This window comes from Paenibacillus rhizolycopersici, from assembly GCF_014947195.2.
Lineage (GTDB): Bacteria > Bacillota > Bacilli > Paenibacillales > Paenibacillaceae > Fontibacillus > Fontibacillus rhizolycopersici.
The window spans coordinates 164,911-189,456 of the sequence record NZ_JADCNN020000006.1 but is presented as its reverse complement, the minus strand read 5'-3'; the positions used below and the strand labels follow the sequence as shown (position 1 = coordinate 189,456).

General features: G+C 52.3%; 17 protein-coding genes and 1 tRNA gene. 13 read left to right on the top strand and 5 right to left on the bottom strand.

Annotated elements, in window-relative coordinates:
• The first annotated feature begins 4 nt into the window (after positions 1-4).
• A complete protein-coding gene (locus tag IM700_RS09045) occupies positions 5-1,012 on the top strand; it encodes a LacI family DNA-binding transcriptional regulator (RefSeq protein WP_193417277.1) in 1,008 nt (335 codons plus the stop codon).
• A gap of 144 nt (positions 1,013-1,156) precedes the next feature.
• Here IM700_RS09045 and ade read toward each other — a convergent pair whose 3' ends face one another.
• The 3 genes from ade to IM700_RS09030 all read right to left on the bottom strand — a co-directional run bounded on the left by ade (position 1,157) and on the right by IM700_RS09030 (position 4,425).
• Positions 1,157-2,953: an adenine deaminase gene (gene ade, locus IM700_RS09040; RefSeq protein WP_193417276.1), complete on the bottom strand. Its 1,797-nt coding sequence runs from the start codon at positions 2,951-2,953 to the stop codon at positions 1,157-1,159.
• 574 nt (positions 2,954-3,527) lie between these two features.
• Entirely contained in the window at positions 3,528-4,127 is a 600-nt protein-coding gene (gene clpP, locus IM700_RS09035; protein ID WP_280516406.1) for an ATP-dependent Clp endopeptidase proteolytic subunit ClpP, read from the bottom strand.
• A gap of 223 nt (positions 4,128-4,350) precedes the next feature.
• A tRNA-Arg gene (locus tag IM700_RS09030) sits at positions 4,351-4,425 on the bottom strand.
• A 160-nt stretch (positions 4,426-4,585) separates the two neighbouring features.
• Between IM700_RS09030 and IM700_RS09025 the strand changes: the two genes are divergently transcribed.
• From IM700_RS09025 to eno, 11 genes are all read left to right on the top strand, one after another.
• Positions 4,586-5,596, top strand: coding sequence for a LacI family DNA-binding transcriptional regulator (locus IM700_RS09025; RefSeq protein WP_155606945.1), 1,011 nt, complete (start codon positions 4,586-4,588; stop codon positions 5,594-5,596).
• Between the two features lie 97 nt (positions 5,597-5,693).
• On the top strand, positions 5,694-6,650 hold the full coding sequence (locus IM700_RS09020; protein WP_193417275.1) for an ABC transporter permease: 957 nt from the start codon (positions 5,694-5,696) through the stop codon (positions 6,648-6,650).
• Between the two features lie 16 nt (positions 6,651-6,666).
• Positions 6,667-7,554, top strand: a complete 888-nt coding sequence (locus IM700_RS09015; protein WP_155606947.1) for a carbohydrate ABC transporter permease — start codon at positions 6,667-6,669, stop codon at positions 7,552-7,554.
• A 77-nt stretch (positions 7,555-7,631) separates the two neighbouring features.
• Entirely contained in the window at positions 7,632-9,278 is a 1,647-nt protein-coding gene (locus IM700_RS09010; protein WP_193417274.1) for a type 2 periplasmic-binding domain-containing protein, read from the top strand.
• A 33-nt stretch (positions 9,279-9,311) separates the two neighbouring features.
• Positions 9,312-10,661, top strand: a complete 1,350-nt coding sequence (locus IM700_RS09005; protein ID WP_193417273.1) for a glycoside hydrolase family 30 protein — start codon at positions 9,312-9,314, stop codon at positions 10,659-10,661.
• Between the two features lie 288 nt (positions 10,662-10,949).
• On the top strand, positions 10,950-11,996 hold the full coding sequence (locus IM700_RS09000) for a sugar-binding transcriptional regulator (protein WP_155606950.1): 1,047 nt from the start codon (positions 10,950-10,952) through the stop codon (positions 11,994-11,996).
• 77 nt (positions 11,997-12,073) lie between these two features.
• Positions 12,074-13,084, top strand: a complete 1,011-nt coding sequence (gene gap, locus IM700_RS08995; RefSeq protein ID WP_155606951.1) for a type I glyceraldehyde-3-phosphate dehydrogenase — start codon at positions 12,074-12,076, stop codon at positions 13,082-13,084.
• Between the two features lie 207 nt (positions 13,085-13,291).
• Positions 13,292-14,473: a phosphoglycerate kinase gene (locus IM700_RS08990; protein ID WP_193417272.1), complete on the top strand. Its 1,182-nt coding sequence runs from the start codon at positions 13,292-13,294 to the stop codon at positions 14,471-14,473.
• A 64-nt stretch (positions 14,474-14,537) separates the two neighbouring features.
• On the top strand, positions 14,538-15,290 hold the full coding sequence (gene tpiA, locus IM700_RS08985) for a triose-phosphate isomerase (protein ID WP_193417271.1): 753 nt from the start codon (positions 14,538-14,540) through the stop codon (positions 15,288-15,290).
• The gene (gpmI, locus tag IM700_RS08980; RefSeq protein ID WP_193417270.1) at positions 15,291-16,838 is read left to right on the top strand and encodes a 2,3-bisphosphoglycerate-independent phosphoglycerate mutase; all 1,548 of its coding nucleotides are present in this window, start codon (positions 15,291-15,293) and stop codon (positions 16,836-16,838) included. It abuts the gene before it with no gap.
• A 36-nt stretch (positions 16,839-16,874) separates the two neighbouring features.
• Positions 16,875-18,167 carry a phosphopyruvate hydratase gene (gene eno, locus IM700_RS08975; RefSeq protein WP_155606954.1) on the top strand — a complete coding sequence of 431 codons (1,293 nt, stop codon included), beginning with the start codon at positions 16,875-16,877 and terminating at the stop codon, positions 18,165-18,167.
• A gap of 323 nt (positions 18,168-18,490) precedes the next feature.
• Here the strand turns inward: eno and IM700_RS08970 are convergent, their stop codons facing one another.
• On the bottom strand, positions 18,491-19,777 hold the full coding sequence (locus IM700_RS08970; protein WP_193417269.1) for a methyl-accepting chemotaxis protein: 1,287 nt from the start codon (positions 19,775-19,777) through the stop codon (positions 18,491-18,493).
• A gap of 667 nt (positions 19,778-20,444) precedes the next feature.
• Here IM700_RS08970 and IM700_RS08965 point away from each other — a divergent pair.
• Positions 20,445-22,127, top strand: coding sequence for an alpha,alpha-phosphotrehalase (locus tag IM700_RS08965; RefSeq protein WP_193417268.1), 1,683 nt, complete (start codon positions 20,445-20,447; stop codon positions 22,125-22,127).
• A 122-nt stretch (positions 22,128-22,249) separates the two neighbouring features.
• Here the strand turns inward: IM700_RS08965 and IM700_RS08960 are convergent, their stop codons facing one another.
• Positions 22,250-24,268 carry a methyl-accepting chemotaxis protein gene (locus IM700_RS08960; RefSeq protein WP_193417267.1) on the bottom strand — a complete coding sequence of 673 codons (2,019 nt, stop codon included), beginning with the start codon at positions 24,266-24,268 and terminating at the stop codon, positions 22,250-22,252.
• Between the last annotated feature and the right edge of the window lie 278 nt (positions 24,269-24,546).

Here is a 24,546-nt window from a genome sequence, read left to right as displayed (position 1 = left end):
CTTCATGTCCGCTACGATTAAAGACATCGCCCGGGCGGCGAACGTCTCGCATATGACGGTTTCCCGGGCGCTGAACAACAGTCCGCTCATCAAGGAGGAGACCAAACGCAAGATCCTAGAGATTGCCGAGCAGCTGCATTACGTGCCGAATTATAACGCGAAGAGTTTGGTGTTGCAGCGCTCCCATACGATCGGGTTGTTTTTTACGAGCATGGTCCAGGGGACGTCCTCCAGCTTCCTCGCGGAGGCCATCCGCGGTGTGGGTCAGGAGGTTGGCGTCCAGTATAATTTGTTTCTCCGAGGGATCGATGATTTCGAGGATTTCAGTTCGATTCATCGCCGTCGGTTTGACGGCATTCTGCTGATGAGCCAAAGCGAACTTGATGATGCGTTTATCCGCCATGTACGGGAGCAGGGGATTCCACTGGTTGTGTTGAATCGGAATGTAGGCGATCCTGGCATGATCAATTTTGTGTCCAACGACCGGGAGGGTGCCTACGCGATGACACGCCATTTAGTCGACTCGGGCCATACATGCATCGCTCTGGTGGAAGGGATCGCCGGCTACAAGTCGACGCAGGAGCGCAAGGAGGGGTATCTAGAAGCCATGACGTCCGCTGGCCTGGAGGTCAGGAGGGAATGGATGGTGGAGGGCCGCTACGACGTGGAGAGCGGGTATTTGGCGATGGGGAGGCTTATGGCGCTGTCGCTGGAGGAACGGCCGACAGCGGTGTTCTGCTGCAACGACGATATGGCGATTGGCGCGATGAAGGCGGCCGCAGAGGCGGGATTGCAGATTCCTGCGGACGTCTCGATCGTCGGCTTTGACGACATCGGCTTCTCGCATTACACGAATCCGCCGCTCACCACGGTGCAACGGCCGATCGAGCAGCTCAGCCGGATGGGCGCGTGCAAGATCCTCGAGCTGATTGAGGCACACGCGACCGGCGGGGAGCTGGTGCTGCTGGACACGCGACTCGTGTGTCGTGAGTCGGTTGGGGTGCTGCGCTAATCTGCGGCAGTATGATCTCGATAGGCCGGTCATGCAACGTGCTCCACGGATCATTGTAAGGGTCATGCTAAAAACCCGCCAGAAGGAAACCTCTGGCGGGTTTATTTAGGGTTGGGTACGTATGGTTCGCGGCTTTAACCGGTGCTAATCGATTTCCACCGGAACGAGCTTGAACTCGTTCACTTCGGCCAGGCCGCGGTTGGTGATACGCAGCTCGGGAATGACTGGCAAGGCGATCAGCGAAAACGTCATGAACGGTGCGTTCAACTGGCAGCCGAGTTGCTTCCAGGCCGCCTCCAGACCCTTCACTTGGGTGACGACGGTCTCCAGCGGCTGATCGGACATCAGGCCGGCGATAGCCATCGGCACCGCTGCGAGCACCTGGCCGTCCAGCACGGCAATCATGCCGCCGCCCAACTTCGCCAGCTCGTTTGCCGCGAATGCCATGTCCTCGGGATTCGTACCCATGACGAGCAGGTTGTGGCTGTCATGCGCGACCGTGGAAGCTACGGCCCCTTGCTTCAGGCCGAAGCCCCGCGCGAAGGCGAGCGACAGCTCGCCGGACCCGCGATGACGGTCGATGCAAGCGAGCGTCGTGATATCCTGCTCGGCGGCCAGCCGCACGATTCCGTCCCCGTCAACCTTGACGGTTGCCGTCCCCTTCGCCGTGCGGGCGCTGTTCTCGATCACGTCAATGACGTGGATCGTCGTTTGCTCTTTGCCGCTGGCGCTGCGGTAGAGGAAATCGGCGGCGGTCAGCGGACGCGCCAATTTCACCGAGGCACGCGCCTGCGGCGGATACGGGTACGCCGGGAACGGAACGCGGAGCTGTCCGTCGTCGTAGGCGACCTTGCCGTCGGTGATAACCGTCGACGGCTCCATCCGCCGCAGATCGCCGATCAGCAGCAGGTCCGCGCATTTACCCGGCGCGATCCCGCCCAAGTCGCCGTCGACCTTGAAGTACCGCGCCGTATTGATGGTTCCCATCTGAATCGCGGTGACCGGATCGACGCCTTCTTCGATGGCTCGGCGCACGACATGGTTCATGTGGCCTTGCTCGATCAACGTCTGCGGATACACGTCGTCGGTGACCAGCAGGATGTTCGAAGGGTTCACCTTATCTTCGGTGACTACCTTGATCACTTCTTTAACGTCATGCCAAGCCGAGCCCTCGCGGATCATCAGGTGCATGCCGATACGCAGCTTGGCCAGCCCTTGCTCCCGGGTCACCGTCTCGTGACAGGAGGTAACGCCCGATGCGGTGTAAGCCTGGAGCATCCGCTCGTCATCGCTCGGAAAATGCCCGGTTACCGTTTTTCCCGCCTCCATCGTAGCTTGGATCTCGCCGTGCATTTTCGGATCTCCAAACACGACGCCGGGGAAGTTCATGACTTCGCCCAATCCTTCGACCCCGTCCCAGGTCATCCCTTCGGCAATATCGTCCGTGTTCAGCGATGCTCCAGCATCCTCCAAATGATCGGTGGCCGGCACGCAGGAAGGAAACGTGGTATAGACCTTAAGCGGCAGGACTTGACCTTCCTCGTGCATCCAGCGCACGCCCTCCGCGCCAAACACGTTGGCGATTTCGTGCGGATCCATAAAGATGCCGGTCGTCCCTTTGGCCAGCGCCGCCTTGGCGAACTCGGCCACCGACAGCATGGTGCTCTCAACGTGCATATGCCCGTCCAGAAGCCCGGGAACAATGTGGCGTCCCGCCGCGTCGATCACGACGGTGTCCTCGCCGAACGTGTGCTCGGCGTTCCCCACGAAGGCGATTCGCCCTTCGGCAACGGCGACGTCCGTCTGCGGCAACAGCTCCCCGGTGTAGACATTGACCAACGTACCGCCCTTAACGACCAAATCGGCCTTCGCTTTACCCATGGCGACATTCGCCAACGTACGGCTTACTTCATACAGCTTCTTCCTTGCGGATTGTTTCATCTCCCGATTCACTCCTTTAATTATCCGTCGATTAACCAAGCCAAGTCACACCTAACCATCCCAAGCCGTCCAATGACACAACTAAATGGCCATCCCAACCGTCGCACCTGAACTAACTTTAGCGCTAACGCTTGCCACAGAGCTTAAGTGGGCCAAAATCGCGGTATTCTGAGGCTAACGCTTACCACAGAGCTTATTGTTCATTTTACAGCGGTAAACAGGTACTTTTGATGAAAATAGCGCCGCTCAGCGTCGTTAGAATAGAAAAACCCCCGAATTCGCTAGTATAACGTTTCTCATCAGCGTTAGAGCGGGCGGTGGTAGGATTCACGCTTAAGATCGGCCGGCCCAGCGCCCTCGGCCCGCCCCACGTGCCCTCATGGGCTTCCCCAACGCCCTCGGCTCGCCCCACGTGGCCCCATGGGCTTCCCCGGCGCCTCCGCGCGATCACCGTGGCTGCCCAGCGCCGGGCTGGCTGGTGCCTTCCCTCGCTTTATTTAAAAATAAATATAACAAGAAAGGCCGCCCTTCGAACAGAACTTTCTGTTCGAAGCGCAGCCTTTCGTCTTAAGCCTTAGGCTTTGGCGGTTGGATCCACTTTCTCGATGACTTTGTCGACCAAGCCGTATTCCTTCGCTTCCGCCGCGCTCATGAAGTAGTCGCGGTCGGTGTCCTTCTCGATCCGATCCAGCGGTTGGCCGGTCCGTTCGGCGAGGATTTGGTTTAGCTTATCACGCATTTTGAGGATACGGCGGGCGCGGATTTCGATATCCGTTGCCTGGCCCTCGGCTCCGCCGAGCGGCTGATGGATCATGATTTCGCTGTTCGGCAGCGCATAGCGTTTGCCTGGTGCGCCTGCGTTCAGCAGGAAAGCGCCCATCGAAGCGGCGAGCCCGACGCAAATCGTGGAGACGTCGGATTTAATGAATTGCATCGTATCATAAATCGCCATACCGGCAGTAATGGAACCGCCAGGGCTGTTAATGTATAGGGAAATGTCCTTCGTTGGATCTTCCGCGTCCAGAAACAGCATCTGGGCAATGATGGAGTTGGCGACGACATCGTTCACCTGGGAGCCCAGGAAGATGATCCGGTCCTTGAGCAGACGGGAATAAATGTCGTAAGCGCGCTCGCCGCGATTGCTTTGTTCAACGACCATAGGAATATAACTCACCAATAAAACCTCCTTAAATTTAGGGCGCTCGCATGGAACGACCCACCCAATGGAATAGTCTGCAAAAATCGCCCCAATCAATCTAAGAATTGACGGAAACGAAGAAGATTAATCTCATCATAAACAATTTAATCGAGAAAGTCAAAGAAAGTCAAACTCAAGAGAATAAAAAAAGTCCAATCGACTAAAAGTCAGGACTTGTTCATGTAAATCAAATATAGAATGGCGCGCCCGCGAGGAATCGAACCTCGATCTCAGGCTCCGGAGGCCTACGTCATATCCATTGGACCACGGGCGCAAATTTAGCGAACAAAAATTATTATATGATATTTCAAATCAAAACGCAAGGCGAAATCCTTAAAGTAAAAAAGGCCCAAAAAAAGGATTGTCATGAAAGCGTTTCTATGATAACTTGATGAATATATAAAAACGTTTTTATAGATAGGGTGTATCGAGAGATGGGGAAAGTCACCATTAAGGATGTAGCTAAAGCGGCGGGCGTTTCGATCTCCACGGTTTCTAACGCGTTAAATGACGTGGACGTACTGAACCCGGAGACCAAATCCCACGTGCTGAAGGTTGCCAAGCAACTGAACTACGTTCCGAATTTAAACGGGAAGCAGCTGAAGTCGAAGAAGACGAATATGCTCGGCTTTTTCACGACCAGCGTCTCGGGACCTTATTTCTACATTCTGGTCGAGTCGATGGCGCGTGAGAGCGAACGGCTTGGATACGGTTTGCACGTGATGGTTACGGCCGACAAGCAAACCATTATTAGCAATATCATGGGTCGACGAGTCGACGGCGTCATCATTTACGAGGAATTACGGGTTGATGATCAAGATATCGCAATGATGGAGAAAGACAAGATCAAGGCGGTATTTCTCGATCGGGTCATTCAGAAGGAAACGATGGGAACGGTCATTTTCAATTCTTATGCCTCCTCTTACGAAGCCACTAAGTACCTGATTAGCCTGGGCCACAAGAGAATCGCCTACCTGTCCGGTGTGGATACGATGTACGACAGCGTGCAGCGGAAGGAAGGGTACCTCGCCGCTTTACGAGAGCATCAATTGCCGGTGGACGAGGATTTCATTGTGCAGGGGTATTTTGAAGAAGAGAGCACCTATAATGCGGTTCGGGCTTTTGTTCACAAACATCCGGGCAAAATACCAGACGCGATTCTGGCGGGCAACGACCTGAGTGCGATCGGGTGCATTAAGGCTTTGCGCTCGTATGGACTTGAAGTCCCAAGGGACATCAGCGTCGTCGGGTTTGACGATATCGATATCGCTCAGTATTTTACGCCGCCTCTAACCACCGTACGAAATCAAATTGCTCGGCAAGGGATTTTGGCCGTCAACCATTTGGTGAACATGATTAAGAAGCAAGAGCAGGGGAAGGTGCAAAAACTGGACGGTGAACTGATCGTGCGGGGCTCGAGCCATGTCCGTTTAAGGCGAGACTAAGCTCGAGCCAGCTTGAAAGCGATTAACCATAGGGATTCTTTTGATTAAAATAAAAACGTTTTTATTCCTCCCTGAGGAATAAAGAGAGGAGCGCAAAATGGCGAAGTCAGCTGCGGCAGCCAAGAAACCGGTGGGATTAAGAATGAAGCAATTCTTTATCGACTTCGGCAGGCAGTGGGAAATCCAGTCGATGATCTGGCCGGGGATTATTTTTATGATTATTTTTTGCTACGTCCCTATTTACGGATTAACCATCGCCTTTAAGAATTACACGGTCATCGATACGCTAAGCTCCGCCCCATGGGTGGGATTGGATAACTTCAAGATTATCGCAAGCGATCGGTACTTCTGGGATTCGGTGGTGAACACGCTGGGGATCAGCTTTCTGAAACTGGCGATCGGGTTCGTGATCCCGATTATCCTGGCGATCATGATTTACGAACTGAGCATGGGCCGGTTCAAAAAAATCGTACAGACCATTTCCTATCTCCCGCACTTTTTATCCTGGATCGTTCTTGGCGGGATGTTAATCACTTGGTTCTCGACGACCGGCATGTTCAATCAGCTGCTGCTGGACCTGGGAATCATTTCGAAGGCTCAGAACATCATGTTGGATCCGGGCAAATATTGGTGGATCGCCGTGTTGTCCGATGTCTGGAAAGAAGCGGGTTGGGGGACGATCCTCTATCTCGCCATCATGGCCAAGATTGATCCGACCTATTACGAGGCGGCCAAGATCGATGGGGCGAGCCGGCTCCGGCAAATTTGGAACATCACCTTACCGAACATGAAGATGATTATCAGCTTGAACCTGATCCTGACCGTCAGCGGCCTGCTGGGCTCCAACCTGGACCAGACCTTAGTGCTGATCAACTCCCAGAACCGGGAAAAAGCCGAGGTCATCAACTCTTACGTGTACCGGATGGGGATGACGCAAGGGGATTTCTCCTACGCGACCGCCGTCGGTCTCGGCGTTTCGATCGTCTCCGTCATTCTGTTGGTGTTTGCCAATAAGGTGACCAGCAAACTCAACGATAATCAATCTGTCCTGTAAGGAAGGAGCAGCAGCCATGAATCGAAAGGCGGTCAAACAGGATCTCGACAGCCGAATTTTTGATACCGTCAATGTCACGGTCCTGATTCTATTTACAATCATCATTGTCATTCCGCTCTGGAACGTCATCGTTTCTTCCTTCAGTTCGGGGCGATCGCTGGCGGAAGGCGGGTTCGTCTTCTGGCCCAAGGAATTTTCTCTGGAGAACTACGAGGCGGTGTTTCGGGACGATACGATTTGGCAGTCGTTCCTGATCTCGGTCCTGAAGACGGTCATCGGCGTGGTTACCCACGTATTCTTCTGCGCGATGATCGGTTACGGCCTCAGCAAGAGCAATGTGCGCGGCCGCAAGCTGTACGTGACGATGGGCGTTATTACGATGTTCTTCTCGGGCGGCATGATTCCGACGTACTTGCTCATTAAATCGCTGGGTCTGCTTAACAGCTTCTGGGTGTACATCATCCCGGCTTTGTTCAGCTACTACGACGTCGTGATTCTCATGAACTTCTTCCGGAACGTGCCGGATTCCCTGGAGGAATCGGCCAAGATTGACGGTGCCGGAGACTGGAGAATTTTCCTGAAGATCTTTATTCCGTTGTCGATGCCGGCCATGGCTACCATTGCCTTATTCAACGGCGTGAATCAGTGGAACGACTTCATGACGACGAAGTTGTACATCACCGATCAATACCTCTATCCGCTGCAAATGAAGCTGTACGAAATCATCGTTCAATCCCAGACCCAATCGATGCAGAATGTCGCGGGTTCCGTCGTGATTGAAACGACCACCAAAGGAGTTCAACTCGCAACAATTGTGATTACGACTTTGCCGATTGTTGTGATTTATCCATTATTACAAAGATACTTTATCTCCGGCATGATGCTGGGGGCGGTGAAGGAGTAACGAATCAGCAACTTAGAATTAGGACGGCTACCGCGTGTTGAACTAGTTGTGCTTACAAAAAAAGGGAGGGTACACGAATGTTAAAGTTGAACAAGAGTCTTGCTAGAAAAGGGATGACGGCTTGCGCCGCCCTGCTGACCGCCGCGCTGGTCGTTACGGGATGCGGCGGCTCCGGCGGCGGCTCCAAGGCTGCGAAAGGGGACGTCTCCCTGGAGAACCGTTATACGGTAGACGCCAATACACCGGCATGGAAGCTGGATAAGAAGGAAGAGCCAACCCAGCTGACTTGGTACGTCAACGCCGATTGGTGGAATACGGACTTCGGCAACGATGTGGTCACGAAGAAAATCAAAGAAGATTTGAATATCGACATCAAATTTGTGACTGGCGACGATACGAAACTCAACACTTTCTTCGCGGGAAGCGACATGCCGGACCTGATCACGGTGTTCGATTCGAACTCCGCCGTCGTACAGAAGGCTTCTTCCTGGGCATTGCCGCTGAACGAACTGGCGGAGAAATACGACCCTTATTTCAACAAAGTGGCTGCGCAAGATACGCTCAACTGGTTTAAGCAAGCCGACGGCAACACATACGGTTACCCGAACTACTCCAATACGCAAGCCGATTATGACAGCGGTAACATTCCGGCCAAAACCGCCTTCGTGATCCGCAAGGACGTGTATGAAGCGCTGGGCAAGCCAAGTATTGGTACGCCCGAGGAGTTCAAGAATGTGATGGAGCAAATCAAAACCCAATTCCCGGAGCTGATTCCTTTCGGATTTAACTCGATCGGCGAAGGAACGGGATCCCTGGGCGACGTGTTCCAAGACTTCCTTGGCGTGCCGCTGGAAACCGAGAACGGCGAATTCTATAATCGGAACCTTGATGAAGATTACCTGACTTGGCTCAAGACGCTAAATCAAGTGCATCAAGCCGGCAATATCAGCGACGACAGCTTCGCCGATGACGGTCCAGCCTTTGAAGAAAAAGTGAAATCCGGCAAATACGCAACGATGCTGCTTGACGGAACCCCGCAGCAAGGCGGCAATCTGCAAATCTTCGCCACCGCCCATCCGGATCAAGCTTATCTGGCCATCGACGGACCGCAAAGCACGGTAGGCAACACGCCGAAATTGAACCAATCCGGCATCACCGGCTGGATGATCAGCTTTATAACGAAACAGTGCAAAGACCCGGCGAAAGCCCTCCAAATCTTCACGTACCTGTTGGACGAAGAAGGTCAAATGCTGATGAACTTCGGGATCGAAGGCGAGACCTACACGAAGAACGCGGATGGAACGGTTCAATTTACGCCGGAAGTTAAAGAGCTGCAACAAACGGATGCCGATAAGTTCAAGAAAGAATACCGCATGGGCGAATTCATGTTCTTCGGCCATGATCGTCATAAAGCACTGAGCGCCGATGCTTTCCCTGAGTCCATTAAGCAAATGCAAGAGTGGGGCAAAGGCAAGCTGGTACCTCACTTCATCCTTGAAAATATCAATCCGGACGCGGGATCTCCGGAAGCTCGTTCTTTGACGGCGATCAACACAACCTGGAACACAACGATGGTCAGCTTGATTCGTGCGAAGAACGATGGGGAATTCGAGAGTACGTTGAACAACTATAAGAAATTCATCGAAGACAACGGTTGGGATCAAATCGTGAAGATTCGTACGGAGAAAATGAAAGCCAATAAAGATAAGCTCGGCCTCAAGTAAACTGAGCGTCAATATAGAAGTGGAGGGAACATCATGCGTGAGCTCGAACTTTATTATTCCTCTGGAGAGTCTTCTCTCTTCGTCCAAAAAACGAGAGAGCAGCTGCTGCCGCAGGATTCGGCAGTATCGGATGTTGCCGTCCGATTGGATGAAACCGTGGGCTATCAGGCGATGGACGGATTTGGGGCTTCTTTTACCGATTCGGCAGCCTATTTGATCCACCAAGTGCTTACCGAAGAACAGCGTTTATCCTTAATGAAGAAGTTGTTTGACTCGGAAGAAGGGATTGGCCTTTCCGTATTGCGCAACCCGATGGGTGCCTCGGATTATGCCCGGTTCATCTATAGCTACGACGATTTGCCCGAGGGCGAGACCGACCCGGAAATGGGGCGGTTCTCCATCCGCCACGACGAGGCCGACGTGATTCCACTCTTACAAGAAGCGCTGGCCTTGAATCCATCCATCAAGCTGTTTGGCTCCCCCTGGAGCGCGCCGGGCTGGATGAAGACGAGCGGTTCGATGATCGGCGGGGAACTGAAGAAGGAATATTATGAAGCCTATGCGAACTACTTCGTTCGTTATGTAGAATCCTACGCCGAGCACGGTTTATCGATTTATGCGGTGACGCCGCAGAACGAACCGCTTTATGTGCCGGGACATTACCCGGGGATGTTGATGACGGCCGAGATGCAGACCGATTTTGTGAAAAACTATTTGAAACCGGCTTTTGCGAAACGCGGCTTGACCACGAAGATCCTGGCTTATGACCACAACTGGGATCGTCCGGATTATCCACTGTCCGTATTCAAGGAAGCGGCGGATGCGGTCGACGGCGTGGCCTGGCATTGGTATGGAGGGGAAACTTCGGCGCAAAGCCAAGTGAAGGAGGCTTATCCGGAAAAAGAGGTTCATTTCACCGAAGGCTCCGGTGGAGAATGGATTCCGGCGTTTGAACCGGCGTTCTCCAATGTCATGCGGACGGGAATTGAAATTTTGCGCCATCACAGCCAATCGCTGGTGCTTTGGAATATGGCGCTCGATGAGCAGAATGGGCCCACCGTCCCCGGCTTTGGGAAGAGCACATGCCGCGGGATTGTGACGGTGAACCAGCAGACCCGCGAGCTCGAGTATACGCTGGATTATTATGCGCTGGCTCATTTCAGCAAAGTGATCCGGCCGCAGGCGGTGCGGATTGCCGCTGAGGCAGAGGAGGCTGCGATTCGCTCCGTGGCTTTCCGGAATACGGACGATTCAATTGGCGTCGTACTGTTTAATGATGGGGAAGAAACGAGAAATGTCGCGTTGGAGCTGACAGGAACGGAAGAAGCCCGGTTCCGGCTCGGACCGAAGAGCGCGTTGTCCATTCGTATCCCTAGAGCGTAAGCCTTGCTTGAACGGGCAATTATATTGAAGTGAATCACGCATGCTCCTTTTGCGAGAGTAGACGACATCTATCGTTTATATTTCGCGGAAGGAGCTTTTTTATGGAACGATAACGTACTCCTAGAGGCCCCATGTATAAGTAAAATGGCAAAAGTAAATGATACGGACGTCAGGCTTGCAACCGAACTAAATATTGGTTAAAATATCAGTGGGACTTAAAAAGTTAACCCGGGACATTTTAAGACCAGGAGATGGAGAGAGAAGACGAAGCTTGCAGGAGTGGAAAGCATGCGAAATATATTAGAGATTCAACAGCAGCTTCTTCCTGATCTCATGGACATTCTCAAGAAAAGGTACACTATACTTCACCAGATCATGTTGTCTGAAGTCATTGGCCGCAGAACCTTGGCGAATTCGCTGGACATGACGGAGCGTGTGTTGCGTGCCGAGACAGATCTCATGAAGGCCCAAGGCCTGATAGAAATCGAGAATATAGGCATGAGAATCAGCGACGCAGGACGGCGATTGATTGAGGATTTGGAACCGATGATGCTAGAGTTGTTCGGGCTCTCCAATTTGGAGGACACGATCCGTCAGCATTATGGACTGCGCAAAGTGGTGATTGTACCTGGAGACTGCGAAACCTCACCGCTCGTAAAACGGGAGCTGGGGCGTGCAGGTGCCAAGGCACTGATGGGTGCCATGTGCGGGGATGATGTGGTTGCGGTAACCGGCGGCACAACGCTGGCGGAAGTCGCGGATCAGCTGAATCCACCGCCGAACGTCACGATGAAGCAAAGCTGGTTTGTACCAGCACGCGGAGGTCTTGGCGAGAGCCTGGAAATCCAGGCGAACACCATCGCTTCCGGCATGGCGAAGCGGGTTGGTGCAGGTTATCGCCTGCTGCATGTTCCCGATTTGCTGGGGAAGGAAGCTTATGAGTCGCTCGTTCACGATCCGAACATTCAAGATATCGTGAACATGATCCGCCAGGCACGTATCGTGGTGCACGGGATCGGAGACGCTATGGAGATGGCGCGGCGCCGCAAGCTGGAGCCGGGCATGGCTGAGGAAATCCGCAAGGAAGGCGCGCTAGCGGAATCATTTGGTTATTACTTTAATGAAGATGGCGTCGTCGTGCACAAAATGCTAACCTTAGGCCTGCGTCTCGAGGACATCAAGCGAACAGAGACCGTGATCGGAATCGCGGGAGGCAAGAGCAAAGCGAAAGCGATCCATGCCGTATTACGATTTGGACATGAGGATATTCTAGTGACCGATGAAGCGGCGGCGGAAGAGATCGTTCGTGAGCTCAGCAAGAAATCCGGGAAATAAATGGGTTTACTCATGACGGGTTTTTTCGGGCCTGTCTTGAATAATAAAAAAAATCAAACACTGGGAGGAACTATTCAATGAGCGTAAAAGTAGGGATTAACGGGTTTGGACGTATTGGACGTTTGGCATTCCGCCGCATTCAAAACGTGGAAGGTATCGAAGTCGTAGCAATCAATGACCTGACAGATGCGAAAATGTTGGCTCATTTGTTGAAATATGATACAACTCAAGGCCGCTTCGACGGCGACGTTGAAGTACATGACGGATTCTTCAAAGTAAACGGTAAAGAAGTTAAGGTTCTGGCTAACCGTAACCCTGAAGAATTGCCTTGGGGCGAGCTTGGCGTTGACATCGTTCTGGAGTGCACAGGCTTCTTCACAACGAAAGAAAAAGCTGAGCTTCACCTGAAAGGCGGCGCGAAGAAAGTTGTAATCTCCGCTCCAGCTACCGGCGACATGAAAACCGTTGTTTACAACGTAAACCATGAAATCCTCGACGGCACGGAAACTGTTATTTCCGGCGCATCTTGCACAACGAACTGCTTGGCTCCTATGGCTAAAGCGCTGAATGACAAATTCGGCATCGTAGAAGGCTTGATGACTACAATCCATGCCTACACTGGCGACCAAAACACGCTGGACGCTCCGCATGCGAAAGGTGACTTCCGTCGTGCTCGTGCAGCTGCAGCAAACATCATTCCAAACACAACTGGCGCAGCGAAAGCCATCGGCCTGGTTATCCCTGAACTGAAAGGTAAACTCGACGGCGCAGCTCAACGTGTGCCTGTACCAACCGGTTCTTTGACTGAGCTTGTAACTGTTCTTGAGAAAACCGTTACGGTTGACGAAGTGAACGCTGCTATGAAAGCCGCTTCTGACCCAGAAACTTTCGGTTACACCGAAGACGAAATCGTATCTTCGGATATCGTAGGCATCACTTACGGTTCCTTGTTCGACGCTACGCAAACGAAAGTATTGTCCGTAGGCGACAAACAATTGGTGAAAACCGTATCGTGGTACGACAACGAAATGTCCTACACTGCACAGTTGGTTCGTACGCTGGAATACTTCGCGAAGAAAGTAAAATAAGAAGTAACCCATAAAGATCGATTCATCCCAAAGAGGAGCAACCTAATTTAAGGACTCCTCTTTGGTTCTTGCATGAACTACGACATTCACACACACACCGTTTTTTTATAAATAGAGATAAGTTTCATGGCGTCTTAGGAGAGAAAACAGAATCAAAGCCGTAGATGCGCATCTTTCCCCGCGCATACCGTTAGGAGGAACGTGGAGATGAATAAGAAAAGTGTACGTGATGTGGAAGTAACCGGCAAACGCGTGTTTGTCCGCGTAGATTTCAATGTACCGATGCAAGATGGCAAGATTACCGATGACACTCGAATCCGCGAAACGTTGCCGACGATTAAATACTTGATCGAAAATGGCGCAAAGGTCATCCTCGCGAGTCACTTGGGCCGTCCAAAAGGCCAAGTCAACGAAGACATGCGTTTGACACTGCCAGCGAAACGCTTGGGCGAGCTGCTCGGCAAAGAAGTAGCCAAAGCTGACGAAGCTGTAGGCGAAGCCGCGAAAGCCAAAGTAAATGCCTTGAACAACGGCGACGTACTGGTGCTTGAAAACGTACGTTTCTACCCGGGCGAAGAGAAGAATGATCCTGAACTCGCGAAGCAATTCGCTGAGCTGGCTGATCTGTTCGTCAACGATGCGTTTGGCGCAGCACACCGCGCGCACGCTTCGACGGAAGGCATCGCTCATTACCTGCCAGCCGTATCCGGCTTGCTGATGGAGAAAGAATTGTCCGTTCTCGGCAAAGCACTGTCGAATCCGGATCGTCCTTTCACTGCTATTATCGGCGGGTCGAAGGTTAAAGACAAAATCGACGTCATCGACAACTTGCTCAACATCGCGGACAATGTGTTGATTGGCGGCGGCTTGGCTTACACCTTCTTCAAAGCGCAAGGTCATGAAATCGGCCAATCGCTGTTGGATGACAGCAAACTGGATGCAGCTCTTGGCTTCATCGAGAAAGCGAAGAAGCTGGGCAAGAACTTCGTGCTTCCGGTTGACTGCATCGTCGCTGACGACTTCAGCGCAACAGCTAACCATAAAGCGGTAGATATCGACAGCATTCCTGCAGATTGGGAAGGCGTGGACATCGGGCCGAAGACTCGTGCGATTTATGCCGAAATCATCAAGAACTCCAAGCTGGTCGTTTGGAACGGGCCGATGGGCGTGTTCGAAATCGATATTTTCGCAAACGGGACGAAAGAAGTGGCTGAAGCCTGCGCAACAACAGAAGGCTACACCATCATCGGCGGCGGCGACTCTGCAGCAGCAGCTGAGAAGTTCAACCTGGCTTCGCAAATGAACCACATCTCCACGGGCGGCGGGGCTTCCCTGGAATTCATGGAAGGCAAGGCGCTTCCAGGCGTCGTGGCTTTGAACGACAAGTAAACCGTTTATCAGATCAAAGTTCGTTTTTTGAACTACCTCTATAAAGAAGGAGTGGGTGGTTTCTGTGAGAACACCTATTATCGCCGGAAACTGGAAAATGTTCAAAACCGTTTCCGAAGCCAAAACCTTCTTCGAAGCCGTTAAAGGTAAAGCGGAGGTTGCCGGCGTAGAGAGCGTTATCTGCGCGCCGTTCACCAACCTTCCGGCTTTGGTAGAAGCAGCAAAAGGCACGTCGATCAAAATCGGCGCGCAAAACATGCATTTTGAAGACGAAGGAGCCTTCACCGGTGAAGTCAGCGGACGCATGCTGAAAGAGCTTGGCGTGGACTATGTCATCATCGGCCACTCCGAGCGCCGGGCGTATTTCGGCGAAACCGACGAAATCGTGAATAAGAAGATCCTTGCCGCATTCAAACACGGGTTGACCCCGATTCCTTGCGTCGGCGAGAAGCTGGAAGAGCGCGAAGCTGGCCAAACGAAAGAAGTCGTGAAGGTGCAAACCGAAGCGGCTTTGAAAGGGTTAACTGCGGAGCAAGCGGCGCAAGTCGTTATTGCTTATGAACCGATTTGGGCGATTGGTACAGGCAAATCCTCCACTTCGCAAGACGCGAACGAAGTGATTTCCTATATTCGCAGCCTGGTTCAAGGTTTGTACGGCAACGATGTGGCCGCGAAAATCCGTATCCAATACGGCGGCAGCGTTAAACCGGAGAACGTGAAGGAGTATATGGGCCAAAGCGACATCGACGGCGCACTCGTCGGCGGTGCCAGCCTGCAGCCGGACTCTTACATCCAGCTCGTTGAGGGGGCGAAATAAATGACGGCTCCCAAACCAGTAGCTCTGATCATCATGGACGGGTTCGGTCTTCGCGAAAAAGTCGAAGGCAATGCGGTGGCTCAAGCGAACAAACCGAACTATGACCGTTATTTGAAGCAATACCCGAACACCACGCTGACCGCCAGCGGGGAAGCGGTAGGTTTGCCGGAAGGTCAAATGGGGAACTCCGAAGTGGGTCACTTGAATATCGGTGCCGGCCGGATTGTATACCAGGATTTGACCCGGATCTCTAAATCGATTCGCGAAGGCGAATTTTTCTCGAATGAAACGCTGGTAGAGGCGGTGCGCAGCGCCAAATCGAAAGGCAAGAAGCTGCATCTGTACGGCCTTCTGTCCGACGGCGGCGTGCATAGCCACATTGAGCATATGTTTGCCATGCTCGAGCTGGCGAAGAAGGAAGAGATGCACGAGGTTTACGTGCATGCTTTCCTTGACGGTCGCGACGTGGCTCCGGACAGCGCGAAGGGCTTCCTGGAGCGGCTGATCGCCAAGATGAACGAGCTTGGCGTCGGTAAGATCGCAACGGTGCAAGGCCGCTATTACGCGATGGACCGCGACAAACGTTGGGACCGCGTCGAGAAATCGTACCGGGCCATGGTGTATGCGGAAGGACCGCAATATACGGACCCAATTCAGGCGGTAACAGAATCGTACGAGAAATCGGTATTTGACGAATTCGTGATGCCGACCGTGATTGTCGATGGCCATGGCCAACCGATCGCGCAAGTGGAAAGCGGCGACAGCGTCATTTTCCTCAACTTCCGTCCAGACCGTGCCATTCAACTGTCCAATGTATTTACGAACAAGGATTTCCAAGGCTTCGACCGCGGACCGAAATTCCCGAAAGACCTGCACTTCGTGTGCTTGACCCTGTTTGCGGAATCGGTTGACGGCTATGTAGCGTACAAGCCAAAGAATCTCGACAATACGTTTGGTGAAGTGCTGGTACAGAACGGTAAGAAGCAATTGCGGATCGCTGAAACGGAAAAATACCCGCACGTGACGTTCTTCTTCAGTGGCGGTCGCGATGTCGAGCTTCCGGGCGAGAAACGCGTGCTCATCAACTCGCCGAAGGTCGCAACGTACGACTTGAAACCGGAAATGAGCGCCTATGAAGTGGCGGAAGCTTGCGTCAAGGAAATCGAGTCGGATCAACACGACGCGATCATCTTGAACTTCGCGAATCCGGACATGGTCGGGCACTCCGGGATGATGGAGCCAACGATCAAAGCGGTTGAAGTAACGGACGAGTGCGTAGGCAAGGTTGTTGACGCCGTCAAAGCCAAAGGCGGAGTTGTCATCATTATTGCCGACCACGGGAATGCCGATATGGAAACCGACGACCAAGGCCGTCCATTTACCGCACATACGACGAACCCGGTTCCATTCATCGTTACCGATGAGAACGTCGTGCTTCGCGACAAAGGCATTCTCGCCGATGTAGCTCCAACGCTGCTCGACTTGATGGGCTTGCCGCAGCCGCCGGAAATGACCGGTCAATCGATGATTGCCAGCCGCAAGGCATAAAATAACTATAAAACACTCAAAGGAGATTGTATTCTAATGACGATTATTTCTGACGTATACGCTCGCGAAGTCCTTGACTCCCGCGGCAACCCTACCGTTGAAGTTGAAGTTTATCTCGAATCCGGCGCAATGGGCCGTGCCATCGTTCCTTCCGGTGCTTCCACCGGCGCGCATGAAGCTGTAGAGCTTCGCGACGACGACAAATCCCGTTACCTGGGCAAAGGCGTATTGAACGCCGTGAAGAACGTGAACGAAACCATCGCTCCTGAAGTGATTGGCATGGACGCGTTGGACCAAGTTGGCATCGACAAAATGATGATCGAATTGGACGGCACGCCTAACAAAGGCAAACTGGGCGCTAACGCGATCCTGGCCGTTTCGATGGCGGTTGCTCGCGCAGCTGCAGACGCTTTGGACCTGCCGTTGTATGCTTACCTGGGCGGATTTAACGCGAAACAGCTTCCTGTTCCGATGATGAACATCGTGAACGGCGGCGCGCATGCCGACAACAACGTAGACGTACAAGAATTCATGATCCTGCCTGTAGGCGCTCCTTCCTTCAAAGAAGCTCTTCGCACAGGCGCAGAGATTTTCCACAACCTGAAATCCGTACTTAAAGCCAAAGGCCTGAACACGGCTGTTGGCGACGAAGGCGGTTTTGCACCAAACTTCACTTCCAACGAAGACGCTTTGTCCTCGATCATGGAAGCTATCACGAAAGCCGGCTACACGCCAGGTAAAGACGTATTCTTGGGTATGGACGTCGCTTCTACCGAGTTCTACAAAGACGGCAAATACCATCTGGAAGGCGAAGGCAAATCCTTCACTTCCGCTGAGTTCGTTGACCTGCTTGCTTCTTGGGCAGACAAATATCCGATCATCACGATCGAAGACGGCTGCGCCGAAGACGATTGGGAAGGTTGGAAGCTGCTGACCGAGAAACTGGGTAACAAAATCCAACTCGTGGGTGACGACCTGTTCGTAACCAACACCGAACGTCTGTACAAAGGGATTCAAGAAGGTATCGGTAACTCGATCCTGATCAAAGTAAACCAAATCGGTACATTGACGGAAACATTCGACGCGATCGAAATGGCAAAACGCGCAGGTTATACGGCAGTGATCTCCCACCGTTCCGGCGAATCCGAAGACAGCACGATTGCCGATATCGCCGTGGCAACGAACGCCGGCCAAATCAAAACCGGTGCTCCTTCCCGTACGGACCGTATCGCGAAATACAACCAATTGCTTCGCATCGAAGACCAATTGGCTGATCTGGCTCAATACAACGGCTTGAAATCCTTCTACAACCTGAAAGCACACCGTTAAGAAGGACGACCGGATAACTCCGGTCTTCTAGTAACAAGGGGCTTTTTGCAAAAAAAATAATCGGCCAGGGCGTTCATGCCTTGGCCGATTATTTTTTCTTTTCAGAAGATGGTGGGCAAGAAATCGGCAAGAATGTTGCAGTTTGTGCAACAATTTCAGCCCGATTTCTTCGCATACGCCCCCAAAATGCTGCACAAAGTGCAACATTTCACCTCCACGGGCCGTTCCACCGCCCAAATCCTGCACTAAATGCAACATTTCTGCGATAAGATCTACTTACTTATAGGACGAACCTTGTTGTATTGTATTCAGGTTGAAGCGACCTAGCTTCGCGACTCATCCAAACGGAAGCTTTCAATCGTGCCTTGCAGTTCTCTTCCGAGGGTCTCCAGTTGATCCCCGTCCGTGGACATGGTCTGAATGGATTCGTGAATCTGCGCGGTCAGCATGACGATGTTATCGATATGACGAGTGGTTTCCGAGGAGGAACGTGCCATCTCGTCGACGGTTGCGGCCACCTCCTGGCTTCCAGCGGCCATTTGCTGTCCGGTTGCGGAGAACCCGCTCATTTCAGTATTGATCGTTTCCACCTGGGTAAGAATATCGTCCATCACCGTCTCGGTTTTACCCAGCACCGTGATGCCTGCTTGAATCTCCTGGTGGGACTTGTCCATGGCCGACTTCGATTGGCTGGATTCCTCTTCGGCTTTCTGCAGCAATTCTCCGATCTCTTCGGCGAAGCGGTTCGCTTCGGAAGCCAGCTTGCGGATTTCGGTGGCGACGACGGCAAATCCTCGGCCTTGTTCGCCGGCCCGGGCCGCTTCAATGTTCGCGTTCAGAGCGAGGATGTGCGTCTGCTGCAAAATCCCCGTAATGGCATCCGTAGAAGTAGCGATATCCTCGCTGCGTCCCAGAAACTGCGAAATCGTTTCGGTGAGAACACGAAAGGATTGATTCATCTTGCCCATCTGTTCGTTCATTGCCAGCATCTCCTGCCGTGTCGTCTCTGCCATGGAGGCAACCCCACTGGAGGACTCAGTGACCGAGAGAGAGATTTCGGAGATATGACCGATACCCGTCGCCAGCTCTTCAACGGCTTTGGCGCTTTCTTTGGCAGCGGAGTATTGCTGTTTACTGGCGGCCGCGATGACCCCCATCGCCGCAACGATCTGATCAAACTGTTCCCGATTCGATTGGAGGCGTTCATGCAAATCGCGAATCTTGTGATTGACCTCGGTTGAGGTCTGCTTCACTTGGAGCACGAGTTGTCCCAAATGCTCCCGCATCTCTTCCATCGGCACGCCGAAACGCTTTAAGCTACCCAATTGATCCATCCGGATCCGGTGCGTCAGGTTGCCTGCGGCAATTTGCGAAATGAATCGCTCGATTTCCTTAAAAGGCTTGGCGTAGGCCAGGAAATTTTTGATGCCAAAACCGATGGTGGCAACGATGATCAGCAGCATCAAAACGAGATGCCGACTCGTCAAGATCGGCTCGCCGGCGATCAGCGAACTGATGGTAATGGCAAAGGCCCCCATCAGCGCTCCTTGGATGATCATGTTGGCGAAGTAGCGGATAAAGTTGCGAAGTACTTCATTGCTGTTTCGCATAGGGCACGCTCCTCAAATTATGTATTCTGATGATACATTAACGTGATGCAGGATTCTGTCTTAAGAATATCACTTCCCTAAATATAGGGTAAGAGAGAAATGAAGAATAATGTCGGATGATGTCAAATTGTGGCGAATCAAAGACATAGAAACTTGTTTCATAGGCGACTCTCATTGACAACTGAAGCGGTGGTTCGGTATATTGAAGAAGAATAGAGTAAACGTTTACGTTCCTTAGAAGAAAAGCGAGGATGCAAGCATGGGTGCAATAATTAAGGACGTTGCCAGATTGGCGGGCGCGGTCGAAGCTCGCGTTCCAAACGGCACACGCGGTCAGGCTTCGGCCATCGGCGCAGGAATAGCGGTATAAAATACCCTTATTTACGTCTTCCCAGCGGTTGGATTGAAAATAAGGGTAATAAATACCCTTATTCCTTCCGAAATGGGGCAATTTACGCCCGAGCGGCTAAATAAGGACAAAAGATACCGCTATTGTCGCGGTAAACATGAATCTAAGGGAAATAAGGCCGTTTCATGTTCTTATTTTTCCTGGTCCTGTTGTTAATCCTAACGTAAGCGTTTACTCCACTAGCTGTATAGCAAGGCTAAGTGCAAAATACAACGGACGGACATAACTAATTAGAGCCATCCGGAGGAGGACCTATTCGTGGACAAAAAGTGGTGGAAGGAAAGCGTCGTATATCAAATTTATCCGCGTAGTTTTATGGACAGCAACGGGGACGGGATCGGCGACTTGCGGGGGATCATCTCCAAGCTGGACTATTTAAAGACACTAGGCGTGGACGTGGTTTGGTTATGCCCTGTGTATCAGTCGCCAAACGACGATAATGGGTACGATATTAGCGATTATCAGTCGATCATGAATTCTTTTGGAACGATGCAGGACTGGGAGGAGTTGCTGAACGGACTTCATGCACGGGGCATGAAGTTGATCATGGACCTGGTCGTCAATCACAGCTCGGATGAGCATCACTGGTTCGTGGAATCGCGCAAATCGAAGGATAATCCATACCGGGATTATTATATTTGGCATCCCGGCAAAGACGGCGAGGCCCCGAACGACTGGGGTTCGTTCTTTAGCGGACCCGCCTGGGAATTCGATGAATCCACGGGCGAATATTATCTTCATATGTTCTCCAAGAAGCAGCCGGACCTGAACTGGGAGAATCCGAAGGTCCGCCGCGAAGTGTACGATATGATGACCTGGTGGCTCGATAAAGGGATCGACGGATTCCGGATGGACGTCATCAACATGATCTCTAAACCTCCAGGGTTGCCGAACAGCGAAGACGGCGGGACTTGCATCAACGGTCCACGGGTTCACGAGTTCCTGCAGGAAATGAACCGCGAGGTCTTGTCCAAATACGATATCATGACGGTGGGCGAAACTCTGGATGTGACGCCGGAGGATGCGACTCTATTCGCCGGAACGGATCGGGGCGAGCTGAGCATGGTGTTCCAGTTCGAGCTGATGGGGATCGATTCAGGATCCGACGGCAAATGGTGGGGCAAACCGTGGAAGTTAGTCGACTTCAAACAGATCTTCTCCAAATGGCAGACCGAGTTGGAAGGAAAGGCTTGGAACAGTATCTACTTGAACAACCACGATCAGCCGCGCCTGCTATCGCGATTCGGCAATGATCGTGAGTACCGTAACGTATCGGCCAAAATGCTGGCCACGCTGTTGCATACGCTGCAGGGGACGCCTTATATCTACCAGGGCGAGGAAATCGGTATGACCAATGTTCGGTTCGAGACGATCGACGAGTATCGGGATATCGAGACGATAAACATGTACAAGGAGTATCTGGAGAAAGGCCGTACGCCGGAGGAAATCATGGAGGCGATTTACGCCAAAGGGCGGGATAACGCGCGTACTCCGATGCAATGGGACGGCCGCAGCCCGCATGCCGGATTCACGACGGGTACACCTTGGCTAGCGGTCAACCCGAATTACCGGGACATCAATGTGGAGCAAGCGCTGACGGATGAAAACTCGATCTTCCACTATTACCGCCGCCTGATCGAACTGCGTAAGCAGCATGAGGTGATCGTTTACGGGAGATATGAGCTGCTAAATGCCGACGATAATCAAGTGTACGCTTACACCCGCACGTTGGGGCAAGAGCAATTATTGGTGGTGTTGAATTTCTACGACCAACCGGCCCGATTCAACTGGACGACACCGGAAGCAGAGGCCCTCAGTCCTGAAAAGGCCCAAGCCGCAGAACTGCTTATTGCAAACTACGACGGGGTGCCAGCCGGTGCAGACGTGCGGAGCATGGATTTGCGGCCTTACGAGGCGCGGGTATATAAGCTGACGAACTAAAATAAACCCCAAAGAAGAGGACGCCTGAAACACGAGGCGTCCTTAATTTGTTATGTTCATATTTTCACAAGTTGGTGTAGTTAATGGTACAGCCTGAATATTTTGCGCTTCGGGTCCTATTCCTAAGCTTTAAAGACTCGAATTTGCTCCTTCAGCTCGTTCATCAGCTGGTTCAACGATTGCGCCGATGCCTCAATGCCTTTGATGATTGCGGCTTGTTCCTCCGAGGAACCCGCTACCGATTGCGCGCTTAGTGCCGAATCCTTGGCCGTGCTTAGCATATCCCCAACCGAGGCGGCAATCTCTTCGGTGCCTGCGGAGATTTCCTGCGTTGTCGCCGACACGTCTTGGATCTGGGAGGAGACGTGATGGATCGACTCGCGAATCTGGCCGAACGATACGCCAACATTCTCCATCCGGTGGATGCCCTTGTTGATCTCCTCAATGCTGTTCTTGACCGAATCCGCCGCTTGAGACGTGGATCCTTGGATGAACTGAATCAATTCGACGATATGGGCGATCGATTGGCTGGTCTGCTCCGCGAGCTTCTTGACCTCCCCGGCGACAACGGCAAAACCTCGCCCCTGCTCGCCGGCTCTTGCTGCTTCAATAGAGGCGTTCAGCGACAACAGCGCCGTTTGGTTCGAGATATCGGAGATGACGTTGACGATCTCCCCGATTTCAGTGGAATGGGCGGTTAATCGCTCGATATCGGTTGCAGTTTGGTTCGCGGTTGATTGAATGTGCGCCATTTGCTCAATGGCCGACTGAATTTGCACATAACCGTTCTCCACCTCGCTGGCGGCCGTTTCGGCCCGCTCGGAGACGCTGCCGGAAGCTTCGGCGATCCGCTGTACCCCAACGGCCATCTCTTCAGTCGCCCGTGCGGACTGCTCTGCGCCCATAAGCTGAGTTTCCGTACCGCCGGCGACGCCTTGAATCGCGGTGGTGATTTCCGCGGTAGCTTCGGTCGATTGGCGGGCGGCATTTAACAATTCATCGGAAGCGGCGGCGACCTCACCAATCGTACGATTGATTTGTTTGACCATCGTCGCCAGAGAATCGATCATCAGGTTGATGTTGCCGCTCATTTGCCCGATTTCGTCCTTCGAGGTGACCTTTACCCGCTCGCTCAGCTGCCCGTCGGCAACTTTCTTCATGACGGTGGAGACCAAGCGAATCGGCTTCACGATTTGGCGTGCCAGGAAGAAGGCGATCACGAAGACGAGGATAGCCGTGGCAATTGCGATGGCGATAGACAGGTTTCGCGCGTTGTTCACTTCAGCGAAAATTTCTTGGGTTGGCACGGTAATGACCATCTTCCAGCCGGTACTTGGTACAGTGCCGAAGTATGTAATCACTTCTTTCCCCGACTCGTCGCGGTAGGTGACGTGCCCGCTCGGATTGCCGAGGATGGTTTTGACGGTATTTTTCAACTCCGCCGTCTGGGCATAATCCTGGATATTCTTGTTGAAGCGTTCGGTGTCCGGATAGCTGTAATAGACGCCGGTATTGGAGATGACGTAGGCGTAACCCGATTCGGCGATCTTGATTTTGCCGCTCAACTGGGACAGCACATCTGGGGTGACGGAGAATGCCACTCCGCCTAAGAATTGTCCGCTCTTATCGTTAACCGGAACCATAGCGGCAATAAAATACTTGTCCAACGCTTCCAGATAACTCATCTCGGAGTAGGCTGTGGTTTTGTTCTTCTTGGCTTCGATGAAATAGGGGCTCTTGGAGGAGTCGGCGCTCATGCCGAGCATGTTCGTCAGCATCCCGTTCTTGTCGATGATACTGAAGCCTTCCGACTGGTCATCGCTTTGCTCAAGCACATTAAGAATCGGGAAGATCCGGTCGGGTTGGAACGTCTGGAACTCCGGATCCTGCTGGACGAGATTTTCGACGGCTTTGGATTTGCCCGAGATCCATTCATCGATTTTGGCGATGTTCATATCCAGCGTAGATTGGACCAACTCTTCGTTGTTTTGCGTAATGACGTCCCCGAAATAGCTGACGAAGAAGACGCTGGCGCCGAGGAGTGGAAGGAGAGAAGTCGCAAGAATAATCATCAACAGCTTCCGTTGAAAAGATCCGGACTTCCCTTGGGACTCACGTTTCTCTTTCTTGAACTTGAACATAAATTACCCTCCTGATGCTTGTGAAAATATGACTTAAGATCATGGTATCACGAAAAAAAGGGGCATTTTGGTACAATATAGAGAAATGTGGGACTCAAATTTCGTCGATTTTTGGGTGATAATGACAAATTTCGTTGACTGCTGTAGGTCATTCGTTTTAGATAGATCAAGGGAACCGGGTCAAAAGGAAAACGGTTGTTATTCGAGGGACGCTATGGTACAATAATAATGCTGTTTTTGTATCGTAATTATCAGAGTTATGGAATAGATGAAGGATG

What these genes read in the sequence shown, in the direction of transcription:
- IM700_RS09045 (WP_193417277.1), top strand. Translation starts at nt 5, where the DNA reads ATGTCCGCTACGATTAAAGACATCGCCCGGGCGGCGAACGTCTCGCAT.
- ade (WP_193417276.1), bottom strand. Translation starts at nt 2,953, where the DNA reads ATGAAACAATCCGCAAGGAAGAAGCTGTATGAAGTAAGCCGTACGTTG.
- IM700_RS09025 (WP_155606945.1), top strand. Translation starts at nt 4,586, where the DNA reads ATGGGGAAAGTCACCATTAAGGATGTAGCTAAAGCGGCGGGCGTTTCG.
- IM700_RS09020 (WP_193417275.1), top strand. Translation starts at nt 5,694, where the DNA reads ATGGCGAAGTCAGCTGCGGCAGCCAAGAAACCGGTGGGATTAAGAATG.
- IM700_RS09015 (WP_155606947.1), top strand. Translation starts at nt 6,667, where the DNA reads ATGAATCGAAAGGCGGTCAAACAGGATCTCGACAGCCGAATTTTTGAT.
- IM700_RS09010 (WP_193417274.1), top strand. Translation starts at nt 7,632, where the DNA reads ATGTTAAAGTTGAACAAGAGTCTTGCTAGAAAAGGGATGACGGCTTGC.
- IM700_RS09005 (WP_193417273.1), top strand. Translation starts at nt 9,312, where the DNA reads ATGCGTGAGCTCGAACTTTATTATTCCTCTGGAGAGTCTTCTCTCTTC.
- IM700_RS09000 (WP_155606950.1), top strand. Translation starts at nt 10,950, where the DNA reads ATGCGAAATATATTAGAGATTCAACAGCAGCTTCTTCCTGATCTCATG.
- gap (WP_155606951.1), top strand. Translation starts at nt 12,074, where the DNA reads ATGAGCGTAAAAGTAGGGATTAACGGGTTTGGACGTATTGGACGTTTG.
- IM700_RS08990 (WP_193417272.1), top strand. Translation starts at nt 13,292, where the DNA reads ATGAATAAGAAAAGTGTACGTGATGTGGAAGTAACCGGCAAACGCGTG.
- gpmI (WP_193417270.1), top strand. Translation starts at nt 15,291, where the DNA reads ATGACGGCTCCCAAACCAGTAGCTCTGATCATCATGGACGGGTTCGGT.
- eno (WP_155606954.1), top strand. Translation starts at nt 16,875, where the DNA reads ATGACGATTATTTCTGACGTATACGCTCGCGAAGTCCTTGACTCCCGC.
- IM700_RS08970 (WP_193417269.1), bottom strand. Translation starts at nt 19,777, where the DNA reads ATGCGAAACAGCAATGAAGTACTTCGCAACTTTATCCGCTACTTCGCC.
- IM700_RS08960 (WP_193417267.1), bottom strand. Translation starts at nt 24,268, where the DNA reads ATGTTCAAGTTCAAGAAAGAGAAACGTGAGTCCCAAGGGAAGTCCGGA.